General features: G+C 76.0%; 11 protein-coding genes and 2 pseudogenes. 5 read left to right on the top strand and 8 right to left on the bottom strand.

Features of this window, described 5'->3' with window-relative positions; translation table 11 throughout:
- Positions 1-70 precede the first annotated feature (70 nt).
- The 4 genes from ACLQ22_RS01480 (at position 71) to ACLQ22_RS01495 (ending at position 5,088) form a co-directional block, all read left to right on the top strand.
- Positions 71-3,619 carry a nitrate- and nitrite sensing domain-containing protein gene (locus ACLQ22_RS01480; protein WP_425690707.1) on the top strand — a complete coding sequence of 1,183 codons (3,549 nt, stop codon included), beginning with the start codon at positions 71-73 and terminating at the stop codon, positions 3,617-3,619.
- Positions 3,616-4,020 (top strand): roadblock/LC7 domain-containing protein, encoded by a 405-nt coding sequence (locus ACLQ22_RS01485; RefSeq protein WP_007455462.1) that lies wholly within the window; start codon positions 3,616-3,618, stop codon positions 4,018-4,020. Before ACLQ22_RS01480 ends, ACLQ22_RS01485 begins: the two co-directional genes overlap by 4 nt.
- 95 nt (positions 4,021-4,115) lie before the next feature.
- Positions 4,116-4,493, top strand: a complete 378-nt coding sequence (locus ACLQ22_RS01490) for a DUF742 domain-containing protein (protein ID WP_030329021.1) — start codon at positions 4,116-4,118, stop codon at positions 4,491-4,493.
- Between the two features lies 1 nt (position 4,494).
- Complete coding sequence (locus ACLQ22_RS01495) at positions 4,495-5,088, top strand: GTP-binding protein (protein ID WP_089002065.1); 594 nt, start codon at positions 4,495-4,497, stop codon at positions 5,086-5,088.
- A 75-nt stretch (positions 5,089-5,163) separates the two neighbouring features.
- Here the strand turns inward: ACLQ22_RS01495 and ACLQ22_RS01500 are convergent, their stop codons facing one another.
- The 4 genes and pseudogenes from ACLQ22_RS01500 to ACLQ22_RS01515 form a co-directional block, all read right to left on the bottom strand.
- Positions 5,164-6,387, bottom strand: a complete 1,224-nt coding sequence (locus ACLQ22_RS01500; protein WP_425690708.1) for an ABC transporter substrate-binding protein — start codon at positions 6,385-6,387, stop codon at positions 5,164-5,166.
- A gap of 129 nt (positions 6,388-6,516) precedes the next feature.
- Positions 6,517-7,083: pseudogene (locus tag ACLQ22_RS01505) on the bottom strand (transposase); the annotation flags it as partial.
- A gap of 111 nt (positions 7,084-7,194) precedes the next feature.
- Positions 7,195-9,078: pseudogene (locus ACLQ22_RS01510) on the bottom strand (transposase); the annotation flags it as partial.
- A 40-nt stretch (positions 9,079-9,118) separates the two neighbouring features.
- Positions 9,119-10,069: a DNA primase gene (locus ACLQ22_RS01515; RefSeq protein ID WP_425690709.1), complete on the bottom strand. Its 951-nt coding sequence runs from the start codon at positions 10,067-10,069 to the stop codon at positions 9,119-9,121.
- 117 nt (positions 10,070-10,186) lie between these two features.
- Between ACLQ22_RS01515 and ACLQ22_RS01520 the strand changes: the two genes are divergently transcribed.
- Complete coding sequence (locus tag ACLQ22_RS01520; RefSeq protein ID WP_366640856.1) at positions 10,187-10,528, top strand: PadR family transcriptional regulator; 342 nt, start codon at positions 10,187-10,189, stop codon at positions 10,526-10,528.
- A gap of 65 nt (positions 10,529-10,593) precedes the next feature.
- On the opposite strand, the gene ACLQ22_RS01525 is transcribed toward ACLQ22_RS01520, so the two are convergent.
- The 4 genes from ACLQ22_RS01525 to ACLQ22_RS01540 all read right to left on the bottom strand — a co-directional run bounded on the left by ACLQ22_RS01525 (position 10,594) and on the right by ACLQ22_RS01540 (position 15,890).
- Positions 10,594-11,253 carry a permease prefix domain 1-containing protein gene (locus ACLQ22_RS01525; protein ID WP_425690710.1) on the bottom strand — a complete coding sequence of 220 codons (660 nt, stop codon included), beginning with the start codon at positions 11,251-11,253 and terminating at the stop codon, positions 10,594-10,596.
- Positions 11,254-11,335: 82 nt separating this feature from the next.
- Positions 11,336-13,213: a thiol reductant ABC exporter subunit CydC gene (cydC, locus tag ACLQ22_RS01530; RefSeq protein ID WP_425690711.1), complete on the bottom strand. Its 1,878-nt coding sequence runs from the start codon at positions 13,211-13,213 to the stop codon at positions 11,336-11,338.
- On the bottom strand, positions 13,210-14,886 hold the full coding sequence (cydD, locus tag ACLQ22_RS01535; protein ID WP_425690712.1) for a thiol reductant ABC exporter subunit CydD: 1,677 nt from the start codon (positions 14,884-14,886) through the stop codon (positions 13,210-13,212). Before cydD ends, cydC begins: the two co-directional genes overlap by 4 nt.
- Positions 14,883-15,890, bottom strand: coding sequence for a cytochrome d ubiquinol oxidase subunit II (locus ACLQ22_RS01540; RefSeq protein WP_121396650.1), 1,008 nt, complete (start codon positions 15,888-15,890; stop codon positions 14,883-14,885). The genes cydD and ACLQ22_RS01540 overlap by 4 nt, the downstream gene beginning before the upstream one ends.
- Positions 15,891-15,895 lie beyond the last annotated feature (5 nt).

Raw genomic sequence — 15,895 nt, forward strand, 5'->3', positions numbered from 1 at the left:
GACCCACGGGGTCGGTCGCTGGGCGTTGTCCAGGGGCAACGCAGTCCCAGAATTTCGCGAGGGCGGTGACGTGAGCAAACGGCCAAAGGCGGGGGGCTCCTTCCTGTCGCGTCTGCGCCGGCCGACCGGTCGGCTCCGCGACATGCCGATCTGGTCCAAGCTCGGTCTCATCATGATCGTGCCGACCATCGCCACGGTGGTCGTCGGCACCAGCGGTCTGGTCGACCACCTGGAGACCCTCAACAACGCCAACCGGGCCGGCGACCTGGCCAACCTCGTCGGCTACTCGGGCAACCTGGTCGACACGCTGCAGGACGAGCGCACTCACGCGCTGCGCCTGCTGGGCGTGCCGCGCGGCCAGGACAACGCCCGCTACAAGCAGGCGTACGAGCGGGCCAACGTCGAGGTGGACGAGGCCAAGGGGCCGTACTCGCAGCAGCGGGCCGAGGTCGAGGACCTCCCGGCCAACCTCGACGGCCTGCTGGGCGAGATCGACCAGACGCTGACCGACCTGCCCGGCACCCGCAGCCAGGTCTTCAACGGCAAGCTCGGGCTCGTCCCGGCCATGCAGGCCTACGACGGCCTGATCGACGACCTGATCAGCATCCGCGACTCGGCCACCCAGCTCGCCGGCGACAACGAGCTCAGCGACAAGATGCGCGCGTCGACCGCCACCGCCCGGAACAAGGAGTTCCTCTCCCGCCGCCGCGACGTGGTGCACCGGGCGTTCATCCAGCAGCGGCTCACCCCGAACCTGCGCAACGAGTACATCGCCACCAGCACCGGCTCCAGCCAGTGGCTGCAGAGCTTCCAGGTGGTGGCCAGCCAGCCGGAGCAGGAGTACTACGCCCAGGTGGTCGCCGGCCCCGACCTGCGCGAGGCGAACACCTACAACAGTTGGCTCAACGGCATCACGACCGCCGACAGCCTGACCGGCGCGCCGTTCGACGCGGACCAGTGGGACGCGGCGATGGTGGCCAACGCCAAGCTGATCCGCACGGTCGAGACGAAGATCGACCGCGAGGTCGTCGCGGGCGCCGAGAAGCTGCGCTCGGACGTGCAGCGCCAGGTGTTCCTGGAGACCGGCCTGCTGCTCAGCATGCTGCTCCTGGCGATCCTCTTCGCCTACCTGGTCGCCCGCTCGATGGCCCGCTCCCTGCGCGACCTGCGTCAGGGCGCCCTCTCCATCGCCCAGTACGGCCTGCCCCAGGCCGTGGCCCGGCTGCGCGACCCCAAGGTGACCGGTCAGCTCTCCCCGGTGCAGCTCGCCAACCAGATCGCCGAGCCGCTGCCGGTGCGCAGCAAGGACGAGTTCGGCCAGGTGACCGAGGCGTTCAACGCCGTCCACCTGGAGGCCGTCCGCACCGCCGCCGAGCAGGCCGCGCTGCGCGCGTCCGTCGCCACGATGTTCGTCAACCTGGCCCGCCGGTCGCAGATCCTGGTCGACCGCCTGATCGGTCACCTCGACCGGCTGGAGCGCGGCGAGGAGGACCCGGACCGGCTGGCCGAGCTGTTCCAGCTCGACCACCTGGCGACCCGGATGCGCCGTAACGACGAGAACCTCCTGGTGCTCGCCGGCGCCGACTCCACCCGCGTGCAGCGGGAGCCGGCCGCCCTGATCGACGTGCTCCGGGCTGCCCAGTCCGAGGTCGAGCACTACACCCGGATCGAGTTCGGGGTGATCGACCGGGACATCGAGGTCGCGGCGCACGCCGTCAACGACCTGGTCCACCTGGTCGCCGAGTTGTTCGACAACGCCACCGCCTTCTCGCCGCCGGACTCGCACGTCATGGTGGAGGCCCGGCGCGTCGGCGACCGCGCGTCGCTCTACGTGGAGGACCGGGGCATCGGGATCAGCCCCGACCAGCTCCACGACCTCAACGAGCGGCTCGCCACGCCGCCGCAGGTGGACGTGGCCGTCTCGCGGATGATGGGCCTGGTCGTGGTCGCCCGGCTGGCGTCCCGGCACGGCGTCAAGGTCGAGCTGCGTCCGGGCACCGACCGGGGGACCGTCGCCGAGGTGGTCATGCCGACCTCGGTGCTCGTGCCCCGGGCGCTCTCCGGCCGCCCACAGTCGTCGCCCGCGCTGCCGGCGCCCGGCCCGCAGTCCTACGGCCCGGCCCCGGCCTTCGGCGCGCCGCCGGCGCTCGGCAACGGCCCGGCCAACCCGATGCCCGCGCAGCGCTCCGGCGAGTCCGGCAACCAGGTCACCCTGGGCGGCCGGCCGTTCGACCCGGCGCCGCGCAACGGGGCCGGCACGCCGGCCTCGGCCGGCTCGACGCGGTCCATGCCGGCCTGGTCGGACCTGACCGGCGCCAGCGGCTTCAACGGCGGCGAGGCCTTCCGGCCGCGCCCGTCCAACGGCGAGCCGTTCGACCCGCTGCCGCAGCGGCGGTCGGCCGACGACCAGGACGCCACGGGCCAGCAGCAGGCCGTCCCGCGGCAGCTGCCCAGCAGCCCCGAGGTCCGGCCGTACTCCGTCCCGCCGGTCTCCGCGCCGCCCGTGCCCTACGCGGGCCCGCCGGTGTCGACCCCGCCGGTTCCCTACTCCGCGCCGCCGGTGTCCGGCCCGCCGGTCTCCGGCATGCCGGTCTCGGCGTCACCCGTCTCCGGCCACCCGTACTCCGGCCCGCCGGTCTCGGCCGCGCCGTACTCCGGCCCGCCGTACTCGCCGCCGTCGACCGGCCCGCTGCCGCAGCGCCCGGCCCCCGGCACGCAGGGTCCGAGCACGCCGGCGCCGCCGGCCTGGCCGCCGGTCGCCGGTGCCGACCGGGACGTGGCGACCCCGCCGGTGCCCGAGCGGCTGGCCGCCGCGCTGGACATGACCACCGAACTGCCGCGGGTGCCGCGCTCCGGCGCGCCGACCCCGGCGGCCCAGGCCCCCGCGCCGACGGAGCGGCCGGCGCAGGCCGCCCCGCAGGCGCGGCCGACCACGCCGCCGGCCCAGACCCGGCAGCGGTACGCGGACGAGACGATGGAGCTGCCGATCTTCCGGGAGCTCGAGTCGGCCTGGTTCCGTACCCGCCGCCCCGGGCCGGAGGAGGCGGCGCCGGCCGCCGAGAAGACGCCGACCAACGGTGCACCGACCCAGCAGTTCGCCCGGGTCGACGCCGGCGGTCGGGCCGTGCAGCCGACACCACCCGGGACGACAGGTAACGCACCGATGGCAGACACCCCGGCGGCCGGAGGAGCGCCGCGCGAGAACGGACCGACGGTCAACGGGGGTGCCCGACCCGGCCTCGCCGACAGCTTCGGTCACCGCCGGTCCGCGCAGCAGACCGGGGGTTGGCAGACCGCGGCCGACGACGGGTGGCGCGCCGCCTCGGCGGCGACCGAGGTGCCCGTCGCGGCGACCACCTCGACGGGCCTGCCCAAGCGCACCCCGATGGCGCAGTTGGTGCCCGGCGCGGTGGAGAAGCCCACCACCTCGGTGCAGCGACGTACGCCGGAGGGTGTCCGAGGCCTGCTTTCGGCCTACCATCGGGGCGTGCAGCGGGGGCGTACGAACCCGTCGGACAGCAACCCGACCAGCCCGGAGGCGACTCCGGGAGGGCAGCAATCCTCGCAGTCTGGCTCAGGCCCGGTGGCCGGGAGCGGGCAGAAGGAGCAAGAACGATGACAACTACGCAGGATCTCGGTTGGCTGCTGGCCAACTTCGCCGACCGGGTACCCGGTGTCGCGCACGCGGTCGCCGTCTCCGCGGACGGACTGCTCCTCGCGTCGTCACGGGACCTCCCGCGGGACCGGGCCGACCAGCTGGCCGCGATCGCGTCCGGCCTGGTCAGCCTCACCCAGGGTGCGGCCCGCTGCTTCGAGGGAGGCGCGGTGCTGCAGACAGTGGTGGAGATGGACAATGGCTTCCTGTTCCTGATGTCCATCTCGGACGGCTCGTCGTTCGCGGTGCTCGCCGCCCGCAGCAGCGACGTGGGACAGGTCGGCTACGAGATGGCCCTGCTGGTCGACCGGGTGGGCGACGCGTTGACCCCGCAGCCACGTGCGGCTGCGGGAATGCTGGGCTGACGACCCGTTGACCCGTGAGGTCGGCGGGGTGACAACGACAACGACGACGGGCTCCACCGGAGCCGGTGCAGGGTGCGAGGGGGGTGAGCGGCGACATGGCCGATCGTGACGAACCGACCGGAGCGTTGGTCCGTCCATACGCCGTTACCCGTGGTCGCACCCGCCCGCGCCTCGACATCGCGCTGGAGGCGCTCGTCGAGACGACGGTGCGCGGCCGCGCCGCTGCCAATGGCAACGGCGGTCAGGGCCGCGAGCACCAGTACATCGCTGCGCTGTGTGACGGACGTGTGCAGTCGCTCGCCGAGATCGCGGCGCGGATGCAGCTTCCGCTCGGTGTGGCCCGGGTGCTCATCGCCGACATGGCGACGGACGGCCTGGTCGCGGTCCACGAGCCGACCATTCTGGACGACTCGGACGACGCGGTGGGCACTGAACTGCTGGAGAGGGTGCTGAGTGGACTTCGCAGGCTCTGACATGTCGCACCGCCCGCCGACCCCGAGTGGGCGCGTGACGTCGGCGAAGATCGTTATCGCCGGTGGATTCGGCGTCGGCAAGACGACGCTGGTCGGCTCGGTCTCGGAGATCACGCCGCTGACGACCGAGGCCATCATGACCTCCGCCGGCGTGGGCGTCGACGACACCCGGCAGGTGCCGGGCAAGACGACGACCACGGTGGCGATGGACTTCGGCCGCATCTCGATCGACCGTGACCTGATCCTGTACCTGTTCGGTACGCCGGGTCAGACCCGGTTCTGGTTCATGTGGGACGAGTTGGTCCGCGGCGCGATCGGCGCGGTCGTGCTGGTGGACACCCGCCGGCTGGCCGACTGCTTCGCGGCGATCGACTTCTTCGAGCACCGGCGGCTGCCGTACCTGGTGGCCATCAACTGCTTCGACGGGATGCAGTACCACGACCCGCAGGACGTCCGGGACGCGCTCGCGATCTCCGGCGACGTGCCGGTGGTGGCCTGCGACGCCCGTAACCGGGAGTCGACGAAGCACGTGCTGATCTCGCTGGTCGAGTACGTGCTGACCATGCGGCGCTCGCGCGCCGTGGCGCCGGCCTGATCGACGCGACCGCGCCCGGTGACGGCCTCGGCCGCCACCGGGCGCTCGTCGCTGCCCGCGCCACGGTGCGCGGGGTCAGGACACCCGGGTCCAGGCACCCGCGCTGACGGTGTAGACGCCCAGCGAGCCCTGGTCCATGCCGCCGTGCCGGATGGGGGTGAAGGAGTACATCCCCGCCATCCCCTCGGTGACCTGGTTCTGCAGGAACGCCCGGATCCGTCCACGGTCGACGCTGGTGGACAGCCGCGCCGCGTCGGCGACCAGCTGCACCGCGTCGGACGCGTACGGGGCGAAGCCGCTGAACCCGCCGTGCAGCTGGACGTAGCGGTAGACGAACTCCTTGCGGTCCAGCGCCGACATGGTGGTGTTGGCGAGCATGGCTCCGCCCAGCGAGGTCGGGTGGACGGCGTACGCGCCCTCCAGGAGGGCCGCGTTGCCGCCCTCCAGGGTCTGCTCGGCGACCGCGCCCGCGTCGAGGAACACCGGCCCGTCGTAGCCGGCCCGGCGCAGCGCGCCGACCGCGGCGGCCGAGTCCGGGGCGGTCGCCCACACCACCACCCCGTCGGGGCGGGAACCCGTCGCCGCGCGGGCCGCCCGGCGGAGGTCGGCGCCGGTGCGGGGCAGCCGGGTGGTGGTGCTCAGCGCCACCCCGGCCGTACGCAGGGCCCCTGTCATCGCCTGTACGCCGGAGTCGCCGTGCAGGCCGTCCGCGGCCAGCAGCGCCACCCGGGAGAGCCGCTGCGAGGCGATGAGCCGGGCGAGCCGCCGGGCCATGTCGCCGGCGTCCGGAGTCATCTTGAAGACGTACGTCCGCTGTGCCAGCGGCAGCACGATCCCGTCGCCGAAGGCGAGTGAGAGGAACGGCACCCGCTCCCTCTGCGCCACCCCGGCCAGGGCCATCGAGGTCTCGGACACGGTGCCGCCGACCAGGGCGTGCACGCCGCCCTCGCGGGCCAGTGCGGTGGCCTGCCGGGCCGCCAGCGCGGGGTCGCCGGCGTTGTCCCGCACCTCCAGCCGTACGGCCCGGCGGCGGTTGCCGATCGGCACGCCCTTGGCGTTGAGCGATTCGAGGGTGATCTCCATCGCCCGCTGCTGGAGGACGCCGAGCGCGGCGCCGGGACCGGTCAGCTCCAGGCTGACCCCGACCAGCAGTTCCTGACCGCCCGGCGCGACCGTCGTGGCGCGAGCGCCCCCGCCCGCCTCGTCGCGCCCGCAGGCGCTGAGCAGGAGCGTGCCGGCCGTCGCGGCCAGCAGGCCCCGACGGGTGAACACGGAGGGGCCGTTCGCCGATGTCGCCATGAGTCGCCTTCCCACCCGGCGACCCCTGCCGCCGGCTGTTCCGCCGGTATGCTCCCGGCCGCCGCGACGTGGCGTCAAATTATCCGGGTGTGGGCAGGAACACCCAGGTGGGAGGCGGTTTCCGGGCGGTCAGGAGCGGTAGCCGGCGGAGCGGTACTCGTATTCCCGGTCGTCGTCGCGGTCACCCGTGTCGCGGGTGAAGTCCCAGCCGCCGGCGGCCTCCCGACCGGGTCGGCCGCCGACCGCGAACCCGCCGATCTCCTGTCCCCGGCGCCAGCCGCGGAAGTAGCCGGTGGTGTTCTCGGCGAGGCTCGCCGCGTCGCGGACGATCCGCAGTGGCCGCTCGTCGCGCAGCGGTGAGCCGGGGACGAGGTTGGCCTGGGGGACCCGCTTCGGCAGCCCCGCCGGGGTCTCGGCACCGACCGCCGGGCGGGCGGCCTGCTCGGCCGCCTGCCAGCCGGTGTCGGCCGTGGAGGACCACTCCAGGTCGGACTCGTCGTCGTGCCCCACGAACCAGGCGGACTTGGCCTGGGCGAAGATCAGCAGGTCGCCGTCGCCCTCATCGGACACGGGCGGCGGGCGGCGCTCCATCGGGGGCGCCGGTCGGTACTCGGCCGCCGGCCGCTCGTCACGCGGTGCCGGCCGGTACTCGGCCGCCGGTCGTTCCTCGCGGGGCGCGGGCCGCTCGTCGCGGGGTGCCGGCCGGTACTCGGCCGCCGGTCGCTCCTCGCGCGGCGCCGGCCGGTACTCGGTCGGCGGCCGCTCCTCACGAGGGGCGGACCGGCCACTGCGGGCGGCCTCCTCGCGGTCGACCAGCCGCAGCGGGGGCGTCTCGGGCTGGGCGTCGGCAGCGGGGCCCGTCCCGCCGCGCAGCGCGCGGTCGGCCAGCGGCGGCGGCTCGACCAGCCGCAGCACCGGAGGCTCCTGGGGCAGGTCGTCGGCCAGCCACGGCGGGGTGACCCGGCGCTCCGCCCCCGGATCGGTCGGGGCGTCGACGCCGCGCCCGCCGCGGTCGCCGTAGGAGCCGGCGACCGGGTTGTTGGCGGAACTGTCGGCCGGATCCTCCGGGTTGTTGACCAGCGGCCAGTTCGCCCGGGATCCGGGGGGAGCGGGCTCCGCCCGGGCGGCCGGGGAGGTGGTTTCCTGGCCGGGGCGTGGCGTGGGCACGGGAACGCTGAGGTCGGTGGCGCTGAAGCCGCCCGTGGGCGTGGCCGACTCGCCGTTGGTCTTCGGGCGGGGCGGGATCACGGTGCGCTGGCGCTCCGCGCGGGCGTTCTGGATCGCCGCGGTGGTCAGGGTGGGGCGGAACGGCTCTCCCGCCTCGGCCGGCGGCACCGTGCCCCGCTGCGCCGGAGCGATGGGGGTGATGCCGGGCGGCGGAGGCGGCGGCGCGGACACCGGGCGGTTGGTCGGACCGTCGATCCGGCTCGGCAGCGATCCGGGTCGTGCCGGGGGCGCGGAGACCGGGGGACCGGCGACCGCGGCCGGCGTCACCGGCATCGGCGCGACCGGCGGCGGGGTGACGGGGGCGGGTGCGACCGGCGGCGGGCCGAGCGGCCGGGGGGCCGGGGGCGGCGTCACTCCGGAGGCGGGCTCGGGCCGGCTGCGGCGGCCACCGCCCGGGGCGGGCTCGGGCTCGGCGGGCCGGAGGGCACGCAGGCCACCGCCGGAAGGGCTGAGGCCGGGCAGCGCACCGCCGGTGGGGGTGCGGCCGGGCGCGTCGCCGAGGGATTCGCCGTGTCGGATCGCGGCGCGGCGCCCGGGGGCCGGGGTGGCGGGCGCGCCGACCCGGTCGTTGAGCGCGCCGACCAGCGCCTGGCAGCCGGCGTCGCAGGCCCGGACGGAGGCGACGGCCTGCCGCACGGTGTCCGCCACGGCGGAGGTGAGGGCGCGGTTGACGGTGGCGCGCCGGGGCGTCTCGCTGATGGCCACCCGCAGGGCGGTCACCGCGGAGGTGAGCTCGTCGGCGTCGGCGACCCCGTCGGCGGCGAGACGCGCCGCGACCGCCTCGGCGGAGACCGGGGCGTCGTCGCCGCGCCCCACGGTGCCGCTGAGCATCCCGGGCTCGGGCAAGGCGTCCAGCACGGCCAGCGAGACCGGCTCGGCCGGGTCCGGGTACGCCCGCAACGCGGCCGGGTAGAGCTCGCGGAGCACCTCCCGCAGCGCGACGGCGGCGGAGTGCCGGCCGCTGGACAGGGCGGCGTGCGCGGCGAGGACCTGCTTGTAGCCGGCGAGGTCCCGGGGGGCCGGGAGGGTGACGGCGGAGAGGGCGCCGGCCTGCAGGGCGCGGGCCAGGCCGACGGCGCGCCGCTCGGCCGGGGGCGACTGCATCTCCTCCAGGGAGTCGTCGTCGGCGAAGCGCTCGGCGAAGTCGTCGACGGAGTCGTCGTCGGCGATCGCCAGTGGACGCCCGGCGGCGCTGAGCAGCGAGGTGACCGTGTGGTCGTCGCTGTCGGCGGCGATGGCCGCACCGCTCGGCCCGCCCGACCGCTCCACGAGCAGCGCGACCAGCTGGGCGTAGCCAGCGGGGTCGTCGCCGATCTCGCAGACATGCAGCAGACGGCCTGCGTCGTCGACCACAGCGGACGTCAGCGTCGAACCGGCCGAGGCCGGTCGGTCGGCCGGATCCGCCGAGGCCAGACCGCAGTACACGCGCACGAGCGCCACGGCGTCGTCCTCCTCCCGGGACACAAGGCTTTCACTGCCAGAGACTGATGCTCCCCGTAAAGGGTCAGTCGCGCCAGTCCACCGTCGCAGAGATCTTCCCGACAATGGTGCGCCAACCCAGACTTGCGGTTTGTGCCCCGATTTTCTTCAGTCGGCGCCGACCGAAGAACCCGCCGACGCCGCCGTCGACCGTGGCGCGCAGCGCCTCGTCCAGGTCGTCGAGGCTGGAGCCGGCGGAGAGCATGTCCAGCACCGCGGGCAGCCGCAGCGCGTACGCCAGGTCGCGGGCCACCTCGCCGGCCTCGATGAGCAGCGTCGGGTCCCAGGTGTCGTGCCCGCCGCGGAGGTTCTCCACCACCAGGTCGAGCTCGTAGATGTCCTCGTCGAGCGGCGCGATGTCGGCCGGCTCCACCCGTTCGGACAGTTCATTCCAGCTGTCCAGCTGAGACAGGTCGTTGGGCGCCCCGGAACGGATGAAACTGACCAGCGACTCGGGCGTCTTGAAGAGCAGCAGCTTCCCGCGGTGGCTGAGGAAGACCGGCACCTCCTCGTCGCCCGCCTCGTCCTCGTCGTCCTCGGCGGCGGTCTCGGCGTCCTCGTCGTCGGTCGCGTCGCGGCGGCGGCCTTTGGCCTCCTCCTCGTCGCTCTCGGCGAACTCCTGGGCGACCTCCTCGTCGAGGATGACGACGGCCTCGTCGTCGTCCTCCTCGTCGACCTCCGTGACCTGGCGACGGGCCAGGAACGGGTCGTCCTGGTCGCGCTCGGCGACGTCGGTCGGGGTCAGCTCCCGGGCCGGCCGGTAGGCCCGCAGGGTGTAGCCGGTGCCGGCGGGCAGCGCGATCTCCACCGGGTCGATCCGCAGCTCGTCCCAGAGGGCGCGGGCGGCCTCGGACGAGACGGTTGCGGTGCCGGACTCGGCCGGGGCGTCGGCGTCGTCGAGCTCGGGCTCGTCGGCGTCGGGCCGTTGGGGCGACTGGCGGGCCACGCTGACCTCCGTGTGCTTCGGGTTGCCCACCCGCCGGCGTCCGCCGCCGGCGAGTGACTCTGGGCACATACCCTAGTGGGCGTCTCCGGGAGACCGTGCCCGCACCCCGGTGGCGGCGCGGGCCGCCGACAAGTAGCGTTGCTACACATGAAGGCCCAGGCGCTGCACGGACACCTCGACGCGCTGCTGCTCGCGGTGCTCGAGCAGGGTTCGCTGCACGGCTACGCGATCATCGAGGCGCTGCGCAACCGCAGCGACGGGCAGCTCGACCTGCCGACCGGCACCATCTATCCCGCGCTGCGCCGGCTGGAGCGGGCCGGCCACGTGGCCAGCACCTGGAGCACCGTCAACGGGCGGGAACGGCGGACGTACCAACTCACCGACGAGGGCCGGCGGGCGCTGGCCGGCGAGCGGTCCGGGTGGCACGAGTTCCGCTCCACCGTCGGCCGGTTCCTCGACACCGACACCCCGCCGGCCGCGCCGGCCTGACCGGGAGCGCGGTGGTGCCGTCCGGCCGAGGGCGGCCACGGCGGCGGAGCCGACCCCGGCGGGGATCAGCGGGCGGCGAGCAGCCAGGTGCGGGCGGCCCGGCCGAGCCAGAGATAGCCGGCGGCGGCCACCGTCACGCCGATGATCATGGGGGGCCAGGTGAGCGCGGCGTCCCAGAGGCCGATCGACCACGCGAAGAGGGCCGAGCCGGTCAGCACGCCGAGGGCGAGAACGCCGGTGAGGGCCGCCCCCACCGCCCGGTCGGCGGCACCGCCGCGCAGCGCCGACCGGCCGGCCAGCAGCAGCCCCGCCGCGGCCAGCACGAACGCCGCCGCCCAGACCCAGCCGACCGACGCCGACAGCACCTGGTAGCCGGCCGGCGGCGGGGATCCGCCCCAGCTCGACCCCTGCCAGGTGAGGTCGCCGGCGACGAACGCGACCGTGGCGAGCGCGATGACCCGTAGCGACAGCCCACGCAGCGCGCCCGCCGCCAGCTCCGCCTGGTAGGCCGGGGCGAGCTGTGCCGGGGAACCGAACTCGGCCACCGCCCGGCGCTGCGCCTCCGTCGCCGGCAGCCCGTCCGCCCGGTACGCGTCGACGGCGTCCAGCAGCCCGTGCCGTGCCTCGGTCAGCAGGTCGGACTTCAGCCGGCGCGACCCCCGCAGGTGCGCGCCCAGCTCCCGCAGCCGTTCCTCCACCATTGTCGCGTCGTCCTCGCCCCGCATGGCCCCACCCTGTCACGGGTCGCCGCCGGGCGTCGTCGGGGACAACCCTGGCCCGACCCGGAACCCGACGGGCGGGGCGGGGTCAGGGGCGCAGCGCCAGGTACCCGCGTTCGGCGGCCTCCTGGATCAGCCACTGGTCCCGGTACCAGCCGGGGGCGGCGACCAGCTCCGCGTGCCGGCCGCGCTGGGCCACCCGCCCGCCGTCCAGGACCACGATCTCGTCCAGCTCGGCGAGCCCGCTGAGCCGGTGGCTGATCAGCAGCACGGAGTGCCCGGCCGGGGTGGCCGCCAGCGCGGAGGCGAGCACCGCGTCGGCGGCGGCGGGGTCGAGCCCCTCGGTCGGCTCGTCGAGCACCAGCACACCCGGCGCCGCGAGCAGCGCCCGGGCCAGCGCGAGCCGCTGCCGCTGACCGCCGGAGAGCTGGCCGCCCTCCTCACCGACCACGGTGTCCCAGCCGTCCGGCTGCTCGCGTACCCAGTCCAGCAGCCCGGCCGCCGCGGTCGCCGCCGCCAGCTCCTCCTCGCCGGCGGCGGGCCGCCCGAGCAGCAGGTTCTCCCGCACCGAGGCGTGGAAGACGTACGCCTCGGCGAGCAGTCCCCCGACGGCGCGCGGCAGGTCGTCGGCCCGGTACGCCGACAGCTCCCGCCCGTCGAGGGTGACCCGTCCGTGCGCGGGGCGCACCGCGCCGGTGAGGACGGCGGCCAGGGTGCTCTTGCCGGCGCCGCTGGGCCCGACCACCGCGACCCGGCGGCCGGGCGGCAGGTCCAGGCTGAACCCGTCCAGGGCGGGCGGGGCGCCCTCCCGGTACCGGACGGTGACCTCCTCGAACCGGACGTCGTACGGCCCGGGGCCGACCTCCGTGCCGTCGGAGGCGGCCGGACCGGCCGGGGCGTCCAGCAGGGCGGCGACCCGGGTCAGGCCGGTGCGCAGCTGGGTCCACTGCCGGGCGGCCCCGACCAGCGCCAGCGCGATCTCGACGGCGGCGAGCGTGCCGACCGCCAGGACGCCGACCAGCACCCCGTCCACGCCGTCGGCGAGCGCGGCGAGCACCACCGCGCCGGCGGTCAGGCCCGCCACCAGCACCCCGGCCGCGTCGACCGCGAAGCCCGTGGCGGCCAGCCGCCGCTCCAACCGGGCCAGCCGTCGGGCGCGTACCCCGGCCGCCTCCAGCGCGTGCCCGGTGGCGCCGAACGCGGCCAGGTCGGCGGCGCCGTGGGTGAGGTCGACCGCGTCGGTGGCGAGGGCGCCGCGCAGCGGCGCCAGTTCCGCGGGGGCGCGCCGGGTCAGCGCGGTGGCCAGCGCGGGCAGCGCCACCCCGGCGACCAGCAACCCGACCGCGAGCACCCCGGCGGCGGCCGGCGACATCAGCGCCGCCCCGCCGACCGCGAGCACGCTGACCAGCGCCGCCGCCGAGGCCGGCACCAGCACCCGCAGCAGCAGGTCCTGGACGGCCTCCACGTCGGAGACGAGCCGGCTCAGCGCGTCGCCGGAGCGCTGCCGTGCCGTCGGGCGGGCGGCGAGGGTGCCGAATACCCGGGCCCGGACGTCGGTGATCAGCCGCAGCACGGCGTCGTGCCCGGCGAGCCGTTCGGTGTAGCGCAGCACGCCCCGGCTGATCGCCAGCGCCCGGACCGCCACGATCGCCACGGTGAGGCGGTCCAGCGGGGGCTGGCCGGCGGCGCTCATCAGCAGCCAGGTCGCGGTGGCCATCAGGGCGAGGCCGGCGAACTCGGTGGCGGCGGCGAGCAGCCCCGCGCCGAGCAGCCGGCTCAGGTACGGCCGGGCCAGCCGCAGCACGGCCCGCTCGGCGGAGCCGGCGCGGCGCGGCGCGGCCCGGCCGCCGCCGTCCGCCGGCCGGGCGTCGATGTCGGGCGTGTCGGCGGGCCGGGCGCCGGTGCCGGTTGCCTCAGCGGGGCGGGTCTGCGGCGGGGCGCCGGACGGCAGGGGCTCGTCGGTCATCGGGTCGCCTCCCCGGCCGCCGTGGGCGTCAGCTCGGTGACCCGGCCGTCCTCGACGCGCAGGATCCGGTCCGCGTCGGCGAGCAGCGCCGGCCGGTGCGCCACCAGCAGCGCCGTCCGCCCGGCCACCAGCCGGCGGGTGGCGTCGAGGACGACCGCCTCGGCGGCGGTGTCCAACCGGGCGGTGGGCTCGTCGAGCAGCACCACGGGCGCGTCCCGCAGGAACGCGCGGGCCAGCGCGACCCGCTGCCGCTGCCCGCTGGAGAGGCCGTGCCCGCGCTCGCCGAGGACGGTGGCGAGCCCGTCGGGCAGCCCGGCGACCACGTCGTCCAGGGCAGCGTCGTGGACCGCCGTGGCGAGCGCGGCGTCCGGGGTGTCGGGGGCGCCCAGCCGGATGTTGTCGGCCAGCGAGGCGGCGAAGAGGTGGGCCCGCTGCGGCACCCAGGCCACCTGGCGGCGCCAGCCGTCGGCGTCGGCGTCGGCCAGGTCCACCCCGCCCACGGTGACCCGGCCGGCGGTCGGGGTGACGAAGCCGAGCAGCAGGCCGAGCAGGGTGCTCTTGCCGGCGCCGCTCGGCCCGATCACGGCGACGCGCTCGCCCGGCCGGATGGTCAGCGTGACGTCGCGCAGGGCGGTGGTCCGCTCGTACGCCACGGTCACCGCCTCGAACCGGAGCTCGCCGCGGCCGTCGGGGACGGCCGCGCCCGCGCCGGGCGTCGGCGCGGGGGCGGCGGCCGACAGGGTCAGCGCCTCGTCCAGCGCGGTGAGCCCCTCCATGCTGGCGTGGAACCGGGCGCCGGCCGCCCGCAGCGGCAGGTACGCCTCGGGGGTCAGCAACAGCACCAGCAGCGCGGTCTGGAGGGTCAGCCCGCCGCCGAGCAGCCGTACGCCGACCGGCACGGCGACCAGCGCCACCGAGAGGGTGGCCACCAGCTCCAGCACCAGGGCGGACAGGAACGCGATCCGCAGCGTCTTCATGGTCGCGACCCGGTGGCCGTCGGCCATCCGGCGGACCACCTCGGTCTGCGCCCGGGCCCGGCCGAACGCGCGCAGCGTCGGCAGCCCGGCGACCATGTCGAGGAAGTGCCCGCCGAGCAGGGAGAGCCGCCGCCACTGCCGCTCGGTGGCGGCCTGCGCCTGCCAGCCGAGCAGCGCGCCGAAGATGGGGATCAGCGGCAGGGTGACCGCGATGATCAGCGCCGAGCTCCAGTCGGCGACGAAGATCCGGGCCAGTACGGCGAGCGGCACGGTGACGCTGAGCACCAGCTGCGGCAGGTAGCCGGTGAAGTAGGCGTCCAGCGCGTCCAGCCCGCGCCCGGTCAGCGTGGCGAGCTGCCCGGCGCGCTGACCCGCGACCCAGCCGGGGCCGTGCCGGCCGACCGCCGCGAGCAGGTCGGCCCGCAGCGCCGCCTTGACCGTCGCCGCGACCCGCGCCGACACCGTGCCCTGCGCCCAGACCAGCAGCGATCGGGCGGCCACCGCGGCGGCGAAGCCGGCCAGCGCGGGCCGGTCGAGCCGTCCTTCGAACGCGGTCGCCAGCAGCGCGGCCAGCGCCGTGGCCTGCGCGACGACCAGCCCCGCGGCCAGCACGCCGAGCAGCGCGAGCACGGCGAGGTCGCGTCGGGCCCCCGGGACCCGACGCAGCAGACGCGGGTCGAAGGGACGGCGGTTCACCAGTACACCGGTGCCCTGCCGTCGGTCCGTCCCCGGAACACCCACCAGCACATCGCCTGAAAGCCTAGTAGGGCAGGCAGGAGCGGCAGCGTCACCCAGCCGAGCAGCCGCAGCGTGGGTGTGCTCGCCGCCGCGTCGGCCACGGTCAGTGACGCGCCCGGGTCGACCGTGGAGACGAGCGCGTAGGGCCAGATGGTCGCGCCGGCCAGCGCCACCGGCAGCGCCAGGGACGCGCAGGTGGCGGCGAAGGCCAGCCCCGGCCGCCGCCGGGCGAGCGCCGCCCGGGCCGTCAGCAGCGCCGCGACCAGCAACGACAGCAGCAGTACGCCCACCACCGGCTGCCGTGCGGCGGCGCGTACGTCGGCGGAGAGCAGGCCCAGGACGGTGGCCGCGCCGACGGTGGCCAGCGCCACCGGGACGAGCCGGGCGGCCAGTCGCCCGACCGGCGCGGCGTCGGCGGCGGGCAGCCGGAGCGTGAGGAAGGTCGCACCGTGCAGCGCGACCAGCGCGACGACGGCGAGCCCGGCGGCGGCCACGAACGGGGTGAAGAGGTGGGTCACCCCGGCGACGTGGCCGTCGGCGCGCAGCGGCACGCCCTGGAGCAGCCCGGCCAGCACCGCGCCCCAGCCGAGCGCGGCGAGCACGCTGCCGACGACCACGACCCGGTCCCACCAGGCGCGGGCGCGCTGCCCGTCGGGGCGGCTGCGCAGCTGCACGCCGGCGGTCACCAGGACGACCCCGGTCAACGCGCCGAGCACCGCCGGGTAGAAGCCGGAGAGCAGTTCCCCCTCCAGCACCGGGAAGGCGCCGAACAGGATGCCGACGGCGGCCACCAGCCAGACCTCGTTGCCGAGGAAGAACGGGCCGACCGCGTTGAGCGCGGCGCGGCGGCGGGCGGGGTCGGCGCCCCGGGCGAGCAGCAGGCCGACGCCGTAGTCGTAGCCGCCGAGCACCAGGTAGACGGCGAAGAAGAGGCCGAGCAGGGCGTACCAGGCGAGTTCCACGGTCG

This window comes from Micromonospora sp. DT178 (assembly GCF_049841695.1).
Classification (GTDB): Bacteria; Actinomycetota; Actinomycetes; order Mycobacteriales; family Micromonosporaceae; genus Micromonospora.